17 protein-coding genes are annotated in these 16,611 nt (G+C 66.3%); 11 read left to right on the top strand and 6 right to left on the bottom strand.

The window, feature by feature from the left end; all coding sequences use genetic code 11:
- The first annotated feature begins 277 nt into the window (after positions 1-277).
- The 4 genes from DYE23_RS29420 to DYE23_RS29405 all read left to right on the top strand — a co-directional run bounded on the left by DYE23_RS29420 (position 278) and on the right by DYE23_RS29405 (position 3,283).
- The gene (locus DYE23_RS29420; protein WP_115329215.1) at positions 278-1,006 is read left to right on the top strand and encodes a DsbA family protein; all 729 of its coding nucleotides are present in this window, start codon (positions 278-280) and stop codon (positions 1,004-1,006) included.
- Positions 1,003-1,884 carry a cytochrome c biogenesis CcdA family protein gene (locus DYE23_RS29415; protein ID WP_115329214.1) on the top strand — a complete coding sequence of 294 codons (882 nt, stop codon included), beginning with the start codon at positions 1,003-1,005 and terminating at the stop codon, positions 1,882-1,884. Before DYE23_RS29420 ends, DYE23_RS29415 begins: the two co-directional genes overlap by 4 nt.
- Positions 1,885-1,946: 62 nt before the next feature.
- A complete protein-coding gene (locus tag DYE23_RS29410; RefSeq protein WP_264033052.1) occupies positions 1,947-2,363 on the top strand; it encodes a BlaI/MecI/CopY family transcriptional regulator in 417 nt (138 codons plus the stop codon).
- A complete protein-coding gene (locus DYE23_RS29405) occupies positions 2,360-3,283 on the top strand; it encodes a M56 family metallopeptidase (protein ID WP_115329213.1) in 924 nt (307 codons plus the stop codon). Before DYE23_RS29410 ends, DYE23_RS29405 begins: the two co-directional genes overlap by 4 nt.
- A gap of 40 nt (positions 3,284-3,323) precedes the next feature.
- Here the strand turns inward: DYE23_RS29405 and DYE23_RS29400 are convergent, their stop codons facing one another.
- Positions 3,324-3,707: a hypothetical protein gene (locus DYE23_RS29400; protein WP_235660677.1), complete on the bottom strand. Its 384-nt coding sequence runs from the start codon at positions 3,705-3,707 to the stop codon at positions 3,324-3,326.
- Positions 3,708-3,943: 236 nt separating this feature from the next.
- Between DYE23_RS29400 and DYE23_RS29395 the strand changes: the two genes are divergently transcribed.
- Both DYE23_RS29395 and DYE23_RS30690 read left to right on the top strand, forming a co-directional pair.
- On the top strand, positions 3,944-4,282 hold the full coding sequence (locus DYE23_RS29395; RefSeq protein ID WP_115329211.1) for a rhodanese-like domain-containing protein: 339 nt from the start codon (positions 3,944-3,946) through the stop codon (positions 4,280-4,282).
- 243 nt (positions 4,283-4,525) lie between these two features.
- Entirely contained in the window at positions 4,526-4,837 is a 312-nt protein-coding gene (locus DYE23_RS30690) for a UsfY protein (RefSeq protein WP_147292308.1), read from the top strand.
- 322 nt (positions 4,838-5,159) lie between these two features.
- Here the strand turns inward: DYE23_RS30690 and DYE23_RS29390 are convergent, their stop codons facing one another.
- Together DYE23_RS29390 and DYE23_RS29380 are read right to left on the bottom strand one after the other, a co-directional pair.
- Positions 5,160-6,290, bottom strand: a complete 1,131-nt coding sequence (locus DYE23_RS29390) for a lysozyme family protein (protein WP_115329210.1) — start codon at positions 6,288-6,290, stop codon at positions 5,160-5,162.
- A 708-nt stretch (positions 6,291-6,998) separates the two neighbouring features.
- Positions 6,999-7,712, bottom strand: coding sequence for a transcriptional regulator (locus DYE23_RS29380; protein ID WP_115329209.1), 714 nt, complete (start codon positions 7,710-7,712; stop codon positions 6,999-7,001).
- 211 nt (positions 7,713-7,923) lie between these two features.
- Between DYE23_RS29380 and DYE23_RS29375 the strand changes: the two genes are divergently transcribed.
- The 3 genes from DYE23_RS29375 (at position 7,924) to DYE23_RS29365 (ending at position 10,766) form a co-directional block, all read left to right on the top strand.
- Positions 7,924-8,214, top strand: a complete 291-nt coding sequence (locus DYE23_RS29375) for a WhiB family transcriptional regulator (protein WP_115329208.1) — start codon at positions 7,924-7,926, stop codon at positions 8,212-8,214.
- Between the two features lie 654 nt (positions 8,215-8,868).
- On the top strand, positions 8,869-10,065 hold the full coding sequence (locus DYE23_RS29370; RefSeq protein ID WP_115329244.1) for a helix-turn-helix domain-containing protein: 1,197 nt from the start codon (positions 8,869-8,871) through the stop codon (positions 10,063-10,065).
- Positions 10,062-10,766, top strand: coding sequence for a WhiB family transcriptional regulator (locus DYE23_RS29365; protein WP_115329207.1), 705 nt, complete (start codon positions 10,062-10,064; stop codon positions 10,764-10,766). Before DYE23_RS29370 ends, DYE23_RS29365 begins: the two co-directional genes overlap by 4 nt.
- Before the next feature lie 33 nt (positions 10,767-10,799).
- On the opposite strand, the gene DYE23_RS29360 is transcribed toward DYE23_RS29365, so the two are convergent.
- The 3 genes from DYE23_RS29360 to DYE23_RS29350 all read right to left on the bottom strand — a co-directional run bounded on the left by DYE23_RS29360 (position 10,800) and on the right by DYE23_RS29350 (position 14,201).
- Positions 10,800-11,492, bottom strand: coding sequence for a hypothetical protein (locus DYE23_RS29360; RefSeq protein ID WP_115329206.1), 693 nt, complete (start codon positions 11,490-11,492; stop codon positions 10,800-10,802).
- Positions 11,489-12,418, bottom strand: a complete 930-nt coding sequence (locus DYE23_RS29355) for a ParA family protein (RefSeq protein ID WP_115329205.1) — start codon at positions 12,416-12,418, stop codon at positions 11,489-11,491. The genes DYE23_RS29360 and DYE23_RS29355 overlap by 4 nt, the downstream gene beginning before the upstream one ends.
- A gap of 1,030 nt (positions 12,419-13,448) precedes the next feature.
- Complete coding sequence (locus DYE23_RS29350) at positions 13,449-14,201, bottom strand: hypothetical protein (RefSeq protein ID WP_115329204.1); 753 nt, start codon at positions 14,199-14,201, stop codon at positions 13,449-13,451.
- 747 nt (positions 14,202-14,948) lie between these two features.
- Here DYE23_RS29350 and DYE23_RS29345 point away from each other — a divergent pair.
- Positions 14,949-15,662: a nucleotide-binding protein gene (locus DYE23_RS29345; RefSeq protein ID WP_011767788.1), complete on the top strand. Its 714-nt coding sequence runs from the start codon at positions 14,949-14,951 to the stop codon at positions 15,660-15,662.
- Positions 15,662-16,498 (top strand): ParB/RepB/Spo0J family partition protein, encoded by an 837-nt coding sequence (locus DYE23_RS29340; RefSeq protein WP_115329203.1) that lies wholly within the window; start codon positions 15,662-15,664, stop codon positions 16,496-16,498. The genes DYE23_RS29345 and DYE23_RS29340 overlap by 1 nt, the downstream gene beginning before the upstream one ends.
- Positions 16,499-16,611: the final 113 nt, after the last annotated feature.

Raw genomic sequence — 16,611 nt, 5'->3', positions numbered from 1 at the left:
GACTATCCCAGCTCGCCGAACGATCTTGCTGAACACGAAATGAAGGTGCTGACAGCGAACCGGCGAGAGACTCGGCGCGGTCTCGACAAAGGGAAACTTCGATCGAACCGTACCCTGTCGTGGAGGCACTGCGTAGCGATGCGCCGGAGGCACGTCTCCGCCCGCCACGCGAGTCGCTCACTCCGGGATCGCCTATCGCGAGGGCCTCCCCAGCTGTGATACACATGTCTACGTACCTACTACGCAGATACGTAGATCTCAGGGTGGAGGCTTTTTCATGGCGAGTCAGCGCAACAATGTCGGCAAAGATGTCGCGTTCATCGGCGGGCTTCTGGTCATCGCCGTGGCGCTGATCGTGTACCTGATCATGGACTCCCCCGACAATGGCGCACCGACTGCCGAATCACCATCAATATCAACGCAACTGACGCCTTCGACGCCGAGCGACACAACATTGCTGTCTGTAGAGCGGCGCGCCATCAACGATCCACTCGCACTGGGCGAGGTGGATGCGCCGGTTGTCATGGTCATGTTCGCCGATTATCGATGCCCTTTCTGCGCGAAGTTCAGCCGCGACACCGAACCGCAACTGGTCGAACGCTTTGTCAGCAATGGAACATTGCGCCTAGAGTGGCGTGACTTCCCCATCTTCGGGGACCAATCGATGCTGGCGGCCCGCGCAGGCCGAGCAGCCGCCGAGCAAGGGAAATTCTGGGACTTCAACCACGCCGTCTTCGCTGTCGCCCCGGACCGCGGCCACGCAGACCTCACCGAGGACGCGCTGATCGGTTTCGCCGAGCAGGCCGGAGTGCCCGATCTCGACAAGTTCACCGCCGGTATGCGAGGACCCACCTTTGACGCTGCCATCAACGCCGATCTGACCCAGGCCACCAGTCTCGGCGTCCCGAGCACACCGGCGTTCATCGTCAACGGCGATCCGATCCTCGGCGCTCAGCCCACCGAAGACTTCGAGCGCGCCATCGAAGCTGCGGCCGAGCAGTCGTGACCAGCGTCGGATTCGTCGGCGCCTTCCTGGCCGGCGTGGCGTCGCTGCTGAGTCCGTGCTCAGCGCTGCTGCTGCCGTCGTTCTTCGCCTACGCATTCGACCGCCTTCACCGGTTGGTCGGTCGCACCGTCGCATTCTGGCTGGGACTGTGCCTGGTCTTGGTGCCGTTGGGCGCGGGGGTCGGGGCAGTGGGCAGCGCCATCACCCGGTATCGCAGCGAAGTCACCATGATTGGCGGGGCGGTGATCATTGCCTTCGGCGTAATGACGCTGCTCGGCAAGGGCTTCGGCGTCCCTGGCGCACAACGGCTGACAGCGCGCATCAACATCTCAAGCACCCTCTCGGTGATTGCCCTGGGCGCGGTGTACGGACTGGCCGGATTCTGCGCGGGCCCCCTGCTCGGTGCCGTACTCACCACCTCCGCGATGGGCGCCAATCCGCTCTATGGGGCACTGCTGATGTCGATCTTCGCCCTCGGCATGGCAGCACCGCTGTTTGTCCTCGCCATCTGCTGGGAGCGCTTCGACCTTGCACACCGAGGATGGCTACGGGGCCGCCCGGTGCGCCTGGGACCCCTGCACACGCACACCTCGGCGCTGCTGTCCGGGATGATCATGATCGCGATCGGCGTGTTGTTCCTGCTCACCGACGGCACCGCCAACCTGGGCGGGATCTTCGGGGTCGGCGCGGCGTACGACGTGCAAATCTGGCTGGAACGCTTCGCGTCCGCAATGAGCGCACCCGCAATTGCCCTGGCCGTCGCGCTGGCGCTGCTGGCCTGGCGTGGTCATCGCCTTTGGCGGCGAACCCGGACCGACCACGGTGGAGACAGCCGGCGCGCGAATCCGCAGAGCACCGACGCACAGCGCATCTCGTGAATCGAGCTACTATCGCTCTACGTAGGCGTCACCGCCGCAGGGACTAGGAAGGGTTAAAAGCCGTGGCCGACAAGAGCCAAGATTCGCCCCCCGGGCCTGCGGCCAGACCGCTCCGGCAGTTCGGCGAGCTCGAAGCCGTCATCATGGACGTGCTGTGGTCACGCGACGAACCGGCGACAGTGCGCAGCGTGCACGATGAACTGATCTCGACACGACAGATCGCCTACACCACCGCGATGTCAACGATGGACAACCTATTTCGCAAAGGCTGGCTGCTGCGCGACAAAGTCGGCTTGGCCTACCACTACCGCCCCATGATGAGTCGCGAAGAGCACTCCGCCAACCTGATGCGCACCGTCTTCGAATCCGGCGGCGACAGCGCGCTGATCCTCAACTTTTTTCTCGAACAGATCGACAACACCGAATCGGCAGAACTACGCAAAGTCATCGCCCGCCTTACCGCCGGTGGCTCGCCATGAACGCAGTGACCTTCCTGATGCTCTATGCGGTCACACTGAGCTGGCTTGCCCCCGCCGTCCTGACCGCGGCCGCAGCGCCTGTCGTGCCTCCTCGCCTCGCCGTAGGCGGCTGGCTGGCTGCCGTCGGCACGGCAATCTGCGCCTGGGTCGGGGCCATCGTGATACTGACAATCGGCGCCGGTCATGCGTTGATCACCAGTACGGCGTTGACGTTCTGCGTCGAAACCCTCGGCATCACCGATGCCATCCACCTGCCGACCTCGGTGGCCACCACGTTAACCATCGCGTTGCTCAGTCTGACGATCGTGGTTGCGGCGCACACCGCACGACGTGTCGTGAGTGCCACGCTGCGCACCCAGCAGAGCAATCAGCGCCACGCCGAAGCCGTACACATGGTCGGCCGCCGCACACAGCACCATGGAGTGCTGTCGATCGAGGCCGACAAGGCGGCCGTGTACTGCGTCTCCGGCGGCGGTACACGTGCCATCGTCGCGACCACGGCGGCCTTACGACTACTCGACCACGACGGCTTGGACGCAGTACTGGCCCACGAACGGGCCCACCTGCGCGGCCGACACCATCTCATCGTCGGGGCGCTAAGTGCGCTGGCCGCGGCGCTGCCGCGGCTCCCCCTGATGCGCGCCGCCGCGCAGTGCGTCCCGCCCCTGCTGGAAATGTGCGCCGACGACGCCGCCATTCGTGACCACGGCCGCACACCACTGGTCGCGAGCTTGGTTCTTCTCAGCACCGGTCACCGCCTCCCTCAGGGGTCCCTCGCGGCCGCAGGGAGCGCCGTGGTCGAGCGAGTCCTGCGCCTGACTCAGCCCATCCCCGCTCCCACCTGGCGCGCATACAGTTACCTGAGCGCCGCCGCTGCGACGTGCGCGGGCCCGATGATTGCCCTCCTCCTCTGCAGTTAGAGGTCGCGCGCCGGTTCCCGTTGCCAGGGTGAGCAGTTGCTCATTTTCCGGCGCTCGTCAGCGGCTCACAGCTCTCTGAACGACACGGCCGATTGCGCCACCGCCACAGCACCAAGCCCATCATCAGCGCGACCGAGAGTGCCGCCAACAACGGCTGCACCGGCGCCCACAGACCCAGCGCCCCTGTCGTTCCGACAGCGGCCAGCACCAGCTTGTTACACACCGGACAGCCGATCGCGAACGTCGCCAAGGTAACGCCACCAACTGCGGTTCCCGCGCCGCGCTGGGGAGCCGGGAGCACGAAACACAGGGCCGTCAAGGCGCCGATTGCGATGAGCGTCGGATACTCCCACCAGCGCACCGGCACTTCACGACTGAACCACGGCGTATCGATGACGTCGGTCGGAACCGCCATCACGATCATCGTGAGCAAGCCGAGGGCCACCCCGCGGGTCCATCGACCCACACCGCCGAGCGACCGTCTTCCGCAGCGGCGAGCGGTCGCAGGGGCAGCGAACAAACTATCCATGTCTACGTATCTACTACGTAGATCGGCAAATGTCGAGAACTCCTTGCCCGCCTATCCGGATGTACGTACATTTGAAGACCTGCGCTGAATGCTGAGGCGCACGAGCCGGACATCTTGAGAGAGGAAGCCACATGAGCACTGCCGCTCCGAACGTCGACGTCACCCGCGCGGTCGACATGTTGGGCCGCGAGAACGTCAGGTTGCTTGACGTCCGCGAGGACGACGAATGGGCAGCCGGACATGCCCCCGCCGCTGAACATATGCAATTGAGCCAGCTGGATCCGCGCGCCTTCACCGATGCCGGCACCGTCGTCGTGACATGCCGGTCAGGGAACCGATCCAGCAAGGCCGCGGCCACCTTGGTCGAGGCCGGAGTTGATGCGGTCAACCTCGACGGCGGGATGAAGGCCTGGGCCCAAGCCGGCCACCCACTCGTCCGCGACGACGGAACGCCCGGCACGGTGGCCTGAAGTGACGCCAACTCCACCGACAGCGGATACCCCTGGAGCCCTGACCTTTCGAGCGTTCAAGGACACCGCTGCCCACTCCCCGAAACCGCTGCAGCCATGTGGAATTCGAAGGGTTATACGAACAAGTCCTGAGCCCGGATCACCCTCACAATCACTTAACCACTCACCAGGTGAGTAGCCGTCCTACCGCAAGGCAGCGACGCGCCGACGAATTGTTTTACTACGAAAGGGGTAAACGGCAACATGGGAGATAGAGCCAACGATCCGGTTGACCACGCCCGAACCACGCGAAAGCATGCGGGCCAAAACTGGAAAAACACCCGGGCGCTGCCCGCCCTCATCGCGATCGGCATGGCAGCAGCCACAATCTTCACCTCTCTTTACGCCTTCGCCACCGGCTACCCGACCACAGGAATCGCCGCAGCAGCCATCTCCGCGGCACTTCTCATTGGCGGACTAGGGTGGCTCCGTCGAGAACGACGCCGCGTCCGACGGATTGAAATCGAATACGTGAAAAAACATCCACACGCCGACGCACAAATCCCGACAAGCTGACACATCGAAGACCGCAAGTATGCGGATTTCGCGGATCAGGCGGCACAGCCGAAGGGGTTTCATGATCGACGGATGCGGCGGGACTGTCCTCGGTTCCGCCCGGATGACGCCGGCGCCGGGCTGTCTCTAGCCCTGCGATGGGTGATTCGTTGCCGTACGGGCGTTTTCGCCGATGGTACCGTCGAATCTCCGTGTGTTCCGGCTTTGCGTTAAGCAACTCTCTCGCGCCGGCGGCCGCCGAACCCGTTTCGTCGTCACGAAGGGACGAGTCCGTGTTCGGCAACGCCGCGCGCGCCGCCGCCGCCCTGATTTCGGCAGCCGCTCAGTATCCCCTCGGCGGCCTTGTTGGGTCGGCCTGTTGAATTTTCTGCGCGAGATCCGATCCGTCGGCCGAGACGTTGTACCGGCCCATTGCGTAGTTGACGAACGCTGCGCCCTGAGCCACCGGGTCACGCAAGAACGGCGAGGTGCCTGGCTCGTGGTAGGCCCGAAAGGTCGGCTCGATAAACTGGAAGGCGCCCTGGGACGGAGTTCCCTTAACAGCGTTGGAATCCCAGTTATTTACGGCGTTGATGTCGTTTCCGGACTCCCGGGTTGTCACGACTTTCATGCCGGTTGCCCAATTGCGGCGAGCCCGCGGGTCGGTAATGCCTTTTATGTCGAGCGCTCTGCTAATCGCGGCATCAATCCCGCTCGCAACTGGCGACGAGGCAATGTCGCTGCGGCGCAGCCGCATCCCGGCATGGCGGTCGCCCAGCGGGCGCCGCCCCGAGTGAAGCTGCCCGGTCAGATTGGCGGCCCTGGCCAGCTGCGGAAGGTTGAAGCTCGGAAAGCCACCGCCTCGCGAGGAGCCCATCGGCGTACCGATCCCGGCTCCGCCGGCGCCAAATGGTGAGCCCCCGCCTACAGCCGCGCCACCGGCGTACCGCATCGATCGCAGAATGGCCGCCATGCGCGCGTCGCGGGTTTTGTATGCCTGGACGACTTGTTGTTGTTGGGCGACGCGCTGGCGCAGGGCGACCAGTAGTGCTTTCTGGCCGGCGGGGGTGTTGGTGAACGGGGCGAGACCGTTGGTGTCTGCGGCGGCGCCGTTGACCACGCCGCCGGAGCTGGTGCGGCCGGTGCGATCGGAGCGGGCGGCGTCGTCGAGCTGGGTGCTCAGTGCCCGGTCGTTGCCGGCCAGGGTGTCCAAGGCCGGGCCCGCGCCGCCGGCGAAGGTGGAGTAGTTGGTGGCCAGCTGCCCCGACAACGGCGCCATCTGCGCCTGCGACGTGCCCACCAGTTCCCTGGCGCCGGAGAGCTTGATGACCGAGCCCGCAGCCGGGCCTTGCCCGGAGGCCGGTGGATCACCGAACAGCGAATACGCGCGGCCCAGCACCTCACCGACCTGAGCCACCACCGCGCCAACCGACACGAAACCAGTATCAGCGACCCAGACCCACCACCCAGACACAAAATCTGCTGGCGGCAGGCCGGCTCCGCGTCGGTTGCCGCGACGGCGCGCGAACAGGCGCTCTCGGACTGCACGGCCCGGAGCAGCCCGAGAACACCCGAATTCTGCACTCTCGCTAGCGCGGCTGGGCGCCTTTGTTCCCCGAAGCAGGGTGGACCCCACAAGCCGCGACCGGCCCCGCGGGCTGAGTCCTCCGCGAACGGCGACCTCGCGTGCTCGCCGCGGGTCGGATGAGTCGAAGATGTGGCTGCGCCCGGCACCCGCGGCCGCGCCCAACACCGAGAAACCTCCCTTCGCAGTCTGGATGTAGGCCAGCGTTGCGGCCGTAGCGATCGTGCGCATCCTGGCTGGCATCAGCGATCACTGCGACCCGATGGTTAATCAGGGTCGTCGTGGCGAACGCGGTGGCCTGGCCACCCCAGCACGCCTCGGCGTAACCCGGGTCGCTTCGTCTCCGAGGTGTCGATGCCCAAAACACGCACTCGCAGTCGGCCGCGCACATCGTCGACGGCGTCCACGGTGTCACTGTCGATGACCCGCCGCACCGTCGCCGTAGCTGGTGCGGCCTCAACCGGAGCAGCGCACACCGAAGCAGGCGGCACCGCCACAGCTGCAGCCATCGTCAACGCAGTCTCCAAACGCGTTCTTATGCACCCATTTTCATGCCCACGCCGAAACCCAACTGCACGAATTTCGAACTGGGTGGCGTCACGAACCGACGAGTTCGGCGATCAACGCTTCCACCCGTGCGGCGCTCCCCGGATCCAGCAGCTTTCCCCCTTCGGCAGATTCCACTAGCTCCGCTGAGAGCCCGCCCACCGCGGCCGCCTCACCGGCGCTCAAGTTCGCTCGGCGTCGTGCTGCGTAGAGCCGCTGGCCTAACGAGGCGTCCGGATGGGCTGCGGTCTTGAGCATGAGGTCGTCATAGCGGCCCCGAATCAGCCCCAGCGACTTGACCACCTCAGCCGGCGAGCCTTGGCTGTGGCGCATCGCCCGCGCGGCAAGAGCCTCTAACTTGCGCAGGTCGGCCAGGATCGTCGACGCGCGTTTTGTGAAGTCCGGCGACGAAGCCGGAGGCAGATCGTCGATCGCAGTGTCGAAGCGGGCCAGGGCCAACTTGAGCGCATCCACCACCAGCACAGCGCTCTCGGACCCATCCGGTGGCGGGGCGGCCACTTCATCAGCCGTGCCCCCGGCTCGAATGCGCGCTATCGTTCCCGCCGGCCACTGCAAAAGTTCCTCCAGGGTGTGTCTGGTGCGCTCCCTGGGCCAGGACCGGCCTTTCTCAAAGTGGATCAGCGCCGGGGCTGTGATGATCTTCTGGCGTGCCAGCTCACGCTGGGAAATCCCTAATTCACGTCGGCGAGCTGCGACAGCGGCACCCGCACGGGCAATCCCGTCGTCTACACCACCGACCTCCACCGCGCCAGTGTAACCAGCGGTTATCACCGTTTCGGAACATCACGAGGCACATCCTGGCCCGATGCCAGTGAAGTACGCGCTAACACTGATCGGCTGCGCTCAACAGACAATCGCGCAAAACTTCAGCGCCGGAATTCATCCCTAAGTATTGCGCCGCTAAAGGCAAGTGCTAAAGTTCAAGTGATTCGATGGCGCAGTGGGAGGAGCGACGGTGACAGTGACACTCGAACGACCAGTGGTGCGCAACAGCACCCAGCCGTGCATTTCCGATCCGGATCGGTGGGCCGCCGGCGGTCAAGATCCGGAGCTGAAGGCACTGTGCCGTGGTTGCCCGCGGCGCTGGCAGTGCGCCAAGGATGCCCTCGACACCCCCGGCGCCGAAGGCATGTGGTCAGGGGTGCACATCCCCAAAGAAGGCCGCGGCCGAAAGTTCGCGCTTCGCCAACTGCGATCACTAGCCGCCAATGGTGGCCTCAACGTCGGCGCCGAGGCCGATGATTGAGAGAGTACGCCGACAACGGACTGTCGGGCCTCTGCAGGAACAAGAGCAAGCTGAACTACCTGATGTCACGCGTGCAGGGAGTGGACCGACCGCTCCTTGCCTGCATCGAGGTGAGCCGGATTGCACATCCCTCTCGCACGCGAGATGCGCGGTGACGTCATCCGTCGGGCTGCCGACGTGCCACCCCACTTTCTCGACATGGCCATAGATGCTGGTCGCGAACCGCTGTGGCTCCTGTGAAAGATGGTGCGGCGTGTCATCCCCAGTAGAACTGTGTCATGGGGCATGCTCAAACCCGGCGACGGATATCCGTCGCTTCGCATAGCAGTATCCGGTACCCGTCGCGAACGCCCTAGGTCGCGCGGGCCCAGGCTAGGCGACGACTGAAGCGACGGATATCCGTCGCTTCACACGCAGGGCCGGTAGCCGCGGCGAACGCCACAGGCCGCGAACCGGATAGGTGACGAGGACCGAGAGGAGATAGCCGCTCCCGACCACTGCTTGCCGTATCGCAAGTGACACAACTACATAACCATTTCAGAAGCAGCACCAACGGCGAAACCCCCGGCCCCTAGGGCCGAGGGTCGTCGGGGTCGAGTTGCACCTCGAACCCGCTTGCTTTCTCGCTTCTCCCCCTTGCTGAAGGGAATCGTCATGAAAGACGCTTTCCACGGTAGCGCACGCCTGCCTTACGGTCTACCGGCGGCGCACCGTGATACCGCCACCGTCCTGAGCCGCCCCTACCACGGGTCCAGCCCGCGTGCCCGCCGACGCGGCACCGCCCACACCGCCCCGGTGTGGATACGCCGCGCGGGCGGGCACTGCTTTGATCGCCAGCCCCGCATCGCCCTGGACGTCGAGGTCAGCTGGGGCGCGATCCCCTGCTGGAGCGGGCGAGCGGCCCGCTGGATAGAGACCACCGTCCCTACCGCCTACCACCAGCGATACGACACCCATGTGCGCCCGGCCATGCCGGGCAACCCGGTCAGCCTCAAATCTGTGGTCGCGGTAGCCGCGGCGCGTGCCTCGTTCGCAGATCACCGGACCGGCCGCGACTGCCGGCCCACCAACGAAACGCTGGCCGCAATGACGAAGCTGTCGGTCCGCACGGTGCAGCGTGCCTCCACCGCCCTGCGACTGTTAGGCGTCGCCACCGAGGTGATGCGCGGACGCCAACGCACCCGCGACGAGCGCTTCGCGAGTTGGCGCGTCGGAGACCGCGGCCGCGGCTGGGCATCGGTATGGGCACTGCACGACAGTCGGATCCAGTCACTGTCACCCCATCCCGAAGGGTCTCACTTAATACTTAAAAACTCACCTAAATCAGTTGTTACTACCCCAACCCGGCGAAACGCCGGTCGCAGCGGCGCTGCGCGCCGCACAGGCCCGGACACAAGAGCCCTCGTCCTGGCAAACCGTTGGATGCACGACCAGCAAAGCCCGCCCTGGGCACGCCGCTACCGCACCGCCACGCCCTGGGCCAGGGTGTTGGGGCAGGTTGCTCACTACGGATGGACACCTCGTGACATCAATCAACTGATCACCGACTGGGTCGGTACCGGTCACTGGGTGCCGGAGACCCCACACAGACCCGTCGGTCTGCTAGGGGCCATTCTGGCCGCCCACGGCAACCCCGCCGAACGGCCCGCGGCCCTTGACGAAGCACGTGAACAGGCCGAGCTGGCCGCCGCCCGCCAACGCGTCGCCGAGCAGCTCGCCGAACGTGACGTCAATCGGCGCGCACGCGATGCCGGGCGTGCCGCGCTCGAGGGTCCTGGGCGGCGCGCCGCGCGAGAGGTGCTCGACGAGATCACCCGTCGGCGGCGCCAGCGCGGAGGTGGTCGGCCGTGAGCGCCGCGGCACACACGGTAGCGGCGCCCGGCGGCGAGGTGCCACTGGCCTGCCACACCGATCCCGACCAGTGGTTCGACTCCGGTGCCCGCACCGCAGCACTTGCCGAGTGCCTCGCCTGCCCGCACCGGCGGTGGTGCGCACAGCGTGCACTGAAATATCAACCCCGCTGGGGGATGTGGGCCGGGATCTGGATCCCGGGCAGATTCGATGCAGTCAAGCATTTTTTCGATGCGGTCGCCGCTGACACCGCACTCCCCCACCCGCCTAACGCCGCCGCCCGACCTGCACCGGCAGCGCCTGCTCGGCAACGAAATCTGGGGATTCCGCGCGGAGTGCCCGGCGCGCCGAGTGATCCGATAGCGCCCGCTGCGCTGGTATGGGCGCGTGCCAGCGGGCATTGCGAGATCATGTCCACAGGGTGCCGATTGGCTGCCAGCACTGTTTCTTCGCGAATTCCGGATCGCGACGAAGAACAGAACACCTCCGCGTTGTTCGCGGTGTGCGCCCCCTGCGCCGACACGCTGCAGGACCTGGACCCCCACATCGCCCGGCGGCTCGGCTATCGGGTCGACAACCCCGCGGACACCGAGGTGACGCCCTTCTTCTGGCGCCAGAGATATCGGATGGTGCTCAGCGCTGACGGCGCACTCCACGACACCGCCCGCCCGGATCAGGAACCGCATGCGGTGGCCACTTAACCGCGGTTAAGTGGCCACGACAGGGTGCCCACGTCAATGTTCTGGCAGCACGGCGAACTCGTAACGCAGCGCCTGCTCGACAAGCGCGCTTCGCGTTCCCGCATTCCACGCCTGCACCAAATCGTCGAGCCGCTTGCCGTTGGCGGCACTGACACCGGAGAGCACCACGGTGCGCGGGGCAGTCGCATGCCGCCGGCGGCGCGGCACCGCATTGGACGACGGGCGCTCAAAGAGCTGCCCCTCCCCCACGGCGAACCGCTGGTCGGCCCAGGTGGTCGCCAACCGGGTCGCGTGCGCCTCGATCGCGTCAAGCACGATGGCACCCATGGTCCTGGCCAATCCGCGACGCACCTTCTTCTCGGCGATCTGCACCCGGTACAGCTCGTCATAGACCTCGGCCGACAACAGCACCTCAGGTGGACGGAACCGTTTCCGGGCCGGGCTCGATGAGGCGCTCACCGACGCCAGGCGTCGCCGACGATCAACCTGTCCACCGCTGGTGGACGGCGTCGGCGACGCGGTCGGCGCGGTCGCCGACCGCGCGGGGGCATGCTCAATCGGCGGCGCCGAATCCGCTGGCGGGGGCGCCGCTGGTTCGGTCACCGCGTCGGTTCCCGCGACCGGTGGTGGCGTGCGCGACTGCGGCAGCGGCCACAGTTCCTCGAGATCCTGATCGAGAGCGTGGGGGTCAAACACCGGCTTGGCCTTCTGCCGCGACGAACTCATCCGACTCGCTCCCCTACCGGCGAGGACTCGTAGCGGCGAAGCCGGGCCACGATCTGGCGGACCAGCTCCTGGTAATCGGCAGCCAGACCGCTAGGGTCACTGGTCCACATCGCCCGCGTCGGACTCTGCTTGTCCCGCAAACTCGCCAGCCGCACCCTGCGGTCGTCGTTGGCCAGCGCCACCAGCTCGCCGGCCGTTCTGTGCAGCGTGCGCATGTCGACCGCGGCGGCCGGCGCCGAGCGGATCGTGATGTCAAACGGTGTCGTGCCGCTCCCCTCAAGCATCTCGCTGACCTGGGCGAACACTTCCTCGTTACGCTTGACAGCGCGAGTGTTCACGTCGAAGAGCAACACGCCCAGCAGCTGGATGGATGCCCCTAGTTTGCGCGCCCGCCCGAATCGCCGCGCCAGCCGTTCGACACCGCCAAGGCTGGCCTGATCGTCACGGGTGGGAATGAGCAGATAGTTGGCCACCGCAAGATAGGTGTCGAGAAGCGGAACGTCGCCCGGTCCCGAATCAATCAGCACCAGGTCGTATCCCTGCGCCTCACACAGGGCGGTCAACGCCGATTCGAGATTGACGGCCATGTCGATGCCGTTCTCGGCCATCAGATGCGCGCCCGCGCCCACCACTGCCAACTGGGGGCCGCCGGCGATCACGTCCAGATTCGGACGAACGTTGCGCACCGGCACCAACGCAGAACCGAACTGCAGCGTCTGAGCCAGCGACTGGCCGCGGTCGCCCTCGATGCCGAGGTCTTCGACCGTGACATTGGCTTGCGGGTCGCCGTCGACCACCAGCACCCGGCGGCCCCGCTTGCCTGCGGCAGCGATCATCTCGGCGACCGCGGCGACAGTCGTCGACTTTCCCACCCCACCCTTTTGATTGGCCACCAGGATCGCCCGGGCCACCCCACTCATCGTCATACGTGCAACGTAAGGGTGTGCGCGCAGTCCCCCGACGCGCCACACGCCAAAGAGTCCGAACTGTTACCTGCGTGACTGTTGGGACGAATGTGACGTTGTGCGTACGTACGTGCGCCTGTGTCGGTGACCGCCCGGCAGCACGGCCGTGGCCACCTCCGGCAGTCCCGCCGATCGTCTGCCCCAATGCCGGTGCACACACCGGGACGTGGCACGGATCGACTTCACGTGCGAGCAGCGCTGCGTTCGGTCCGGCGAGGAATCAGCCGAATGCGAGCCCGGGAGATCATCCGGGCACACGGAGGTGCCCACTGACGGATCGTTCCACGTGTGATGGTGCGTTCGAGAGCCGGTTGTTGTCCCAGGGGAAGACCCGTGGTCTGGACGGCGATCACCAGGGTGCAGGCCCGTTCGATCAGGCGGTAACTGCCCGTCCGTCATCCGTAGGTCGACCGAGTAACTGCCGGCAGATGCACGTGCCGCCAGCCGTGCGGTCATCCGTCAGTTGCCCGGATATCGCAGGTCACTGCGTATTTTTTTCCGACGGGGGGAGTGACGAATGGCGAGCCGTCGCCGCAGCCATCGACGCGAATCCGGTTACCGTTGTCCGGGTCCGCTGTGGGGCCACCGGGGTGCACGGCCACGGGTGGGGGTTCGTTTCACGTGGTCAAAGACCGACAAGCCGCCGTGGTGGATACCGCGGCGGCAACCTTAAAGGACCCCGACACTACGGCGGCTGTGACGCACGGACCTGGACCCAAGTTCAGGCATGAGCCGGCGGGGTTCAGCGAGAGGAGGCGTCGAGCGTCAGCGCACCGCTCTGCAGCTTGACCGCCGGAGACGCGGCGAGCCCGCGGCCGCCGGCGCGGGGTGGCCGGTCGCGGGCTCGCTGACGATGGGTTCGGTCAGCGAAGGTGGGGGAGCGACGTCGGAACCGGCGCGCGCTACCCGAGCAGACCGGAGGATCCCGGCACGCTGGCAGCGACGTGCCGAATCCAGGAGCTGGGACCGCCAAATCGGGGAAACGTCCGGGCTAGCTGCCGTTGCCCAGCGCGGCGAAGCGGCTCCGAAGCTCGTCGATCCTCTGGAGTAGCACGTGCACATCGTGCGGTCGACGGCTGTCGAGACCAACGATGGCGGGTGCGGTGCGCAATTCAGCCGCGGCCAGGCTCAGCACCGCCATCGTCGCCGGCGTCCACGCCGCGTCGCCAGCGTCGACAGCCAGCTCATCGATCCATTCCCGGCCCTCGTCGGGCAGCTGGTAGTGCTCGGCCTGCGCCACGATCGCCGCGGCCAGCCCCATCAGCGTGCAGCGATGCTCCTCGATCCACCGGATCTGAGCCGGCCGACGCTCCTGGGCCATCCGGGCTGCCTGGCGCGCCGCGCGGGAGAGCTTCTCGTCAGGGCGGTCATAACGCAACAGGGCTTCCAGCCGGTCGATGCGGTCGATCACGCCCTGCTTGCCGACGCCGACCTGAGCTCCGAGCTGAGACAGGAACAGACCGCGCTCACGCCCAGCTTTGAGGAAGTGCAGTTCGCGGCGGCGGTCTTCCCACCACAGCCAGTTGTTCAGCGTCAGAGCGTCACATACATCGGCCTGTAGCACCCACAGCGGAATGGGCGGAGCGCTGTATTTGCGCAGGTAATCGAGCACCTCACGCGGATCGGAGTCCTCGGAATCCGGCAACCGATCACGATGGCGATCGTCGACTTTCGTTCGCCGCTTCGCGATCGTGGTGATCGCCCGCACCACCTCGACGCGGTGGACCATGGGGCGGGCGGCCATGGTGTCAGTATTTCACTGACAGATACCCGCGGCGCCTTTCATACCCAGGGGACACGCCGACAGACGCTGCGCGACACCGCCGAGCAGAGACGCCGTAGCCACCCGGTACCGGTCGGCGGTGCACGCTTGAATGGTGGGCGATCATCCCCGAGGCAGTGCCGAACGACGCTCACCGTCAGCGTCGTGAACCATCACGTGACGAAATCGGTCGGTGCCGCCCGATGGGGCTGAACCGCGCTTCGGATCGGCCGAGCCGCCCGACCGATCAAGTCCGACGCGGCCATGCTGCGCCACCCAGGTTCATCAGCACTGACGAACGAGCACCACCGTTGACACGCTGAGCGCGCCGCCACTGCGCCGCGAGAACGGCAACCCGGCGTTGGGGAGGGGCGCCCTCGGAGCCACACCGCGGCCGACTTAACCGCGGTTAAGTCTGTTCGCGTGATGTGACATGCCGACGGGGACACGCCACCCATCCGCCCGGATAGACGCCGCCGGGCGCACAGCCGGAAGCTTAACCGCGGTTAACTCCACGTATCCGGCCGCACCGTGGACCGGGGCCCCACGCCGGGCTCGACCGCCAGCCACCCGGAGTGGCATCTGCGAGTCCGTCGCCCAGCCGATTCGGTGTCAGTGCCGCCACGGTGCCGCGTGTCGGGACGGCGGCGCCACCCCAGCGGCCGTAAGGTGGGCGGGTCCGATCCGAAGTACTCCGCACAGCCGGGGAAGCATACGGAAGGCCATTCCATGGCGATTCATGTCGTGCTCAATCAAAAGGGCGGCGTCGGTAAAAGCACCATCGCGGTCAACCTCGCCGCCGTCACCGCCGATGTCCTCAACCGCGGCGACGACCCCGAGGCCAGTTCACCCGTCCTCGCGCTGTCGGTCGACCCCCAGGGATCGGCAGTGTGGTGGGCGTCGCGCATCAACGCTCTGCCGTTTCACATCGCCCAAGCCCACGACGACCTGGCGGGGCTGGCCGCACTGAAGAACCTGCCGGGAATCGAGCATGTCTACGTCGACACTCCCGGCTGGATCGACCTGAACACCAACGGCGACGGCGCCGACCCGCTGGGCAGCGGGCCCGCCGCCGATGTGCTGCGCGCAGTACTGGACATGGCCGACCAAGTCATTGTGCCGATCGAGACAGAACCTCTGAGCTTCGACCCGACCGCGCGAACCATCACCAAGGTCCTCGAACCACGCGGGCTGCGCTACCTCGTGGTCATCAACAACTGGGACCCCCGCGACGGCACCTACGACCTCAACCAGACCAGGAACTTCGTCAAAGCCAACGGCTGGCCGCTGGCCAACACCGTGATTCGACACTACAAGCTCCACGCCCGAGCCAGCGCCGAAGGCCAGGTCGTCACCGAATACCCACTCAACCGAGTGGCCCTACAAGCCCGCGAAGACTTCTACAAATTCGCCCTGGAACTCAACGTCGGGGGAGCGCGCTAATGGCCCGGGGGCAACGCACCAACCTCGCCGATCTCGCCGGCGCCGTCGGGGACAAGTCGCCGGTCGACACCAGCCACCCAAAACCCGACGAGGCAGGCCGCAGCGTGCCACTGACCGACCTCACCGCCAACCCGCGCAACCCCCGCGACGACGTCGGCGACCTCGCCGACCTCGCCTCGATCACCGACATCCAGCTCCAGCCGGCCCTGGTGGTCAGCAAGGCCGCCTATCTCAAGCTCTATCCAGACGATCCGATCACCACCCGCTACGTCGTCATCAACGGATGCCGTCGCTTGGCCGCGGCCCACAAATACGGGCGCAGTGATCTTGCCATCGTCGTCAACGACGGCGTCGCACGCGATCGCATCACCCTGATCTCCGCGTGCATCGCCGAGAACGTCGACCGCCAAGACTTCGACGTCATCGAGGAAGCCCGAGCAGTCGAAGCGCTCATCGCCGAGTGCGGCCGTGCCGTCGATGCCGCCAACCGGCTGCACAAAACCGAAGCATGGGTCTCGCAGCGGCGGGCACTGTTGAAGCTGGCACCCGAACTGCAAACCGCCTTGCGGCGCGGTGAACTGGCCATCCGCGACGCACGACAACTCGCGCGGGTACCGCTGGCCGAACAAGTGGCGCGGTGGCAAGCCACCCTCGACCGCAACAACGACGGCGGGACGGAAAACCGTCAGCGTCCGCCCAGCCGGTCCCGCGTCATCGCCTCCGCGCTCGCCGACTTCGACACCGAGCCCGACCAACTCGCCCACGCGCTGCGTACCTACCTCGGCGCCGACGGCGTCGACAAGCTGATGGTGCTGCTGCGCGGCCTCGGAAACTAGGGTCTATACATCGGTGAGGTCGCCGAGATGGCCCGGGGTCACGAACTGGCCCAACGCGTCGAGATAGCGCTGCGCCACAGCCCGGTACTTGTCGGCGGCGTCCTGGCCGGACT

It is taken from the genome of Mycolicibacterium gilvum (assembly GCF_900454025.1).
In the GTDB taxonomy this organism is placed as follows: Bacteria; Actinomycetota; Actinomycetes; order Mycobacteriales; family Mycobacteriaceae; genus Mycobacterium; species Mycobacterium gilvum.
The sequence above is the reverse complement of the archived record's forward strand: the minus strand, read 5'-3'. Positions and strand labels throughout refer to the sequence as shown.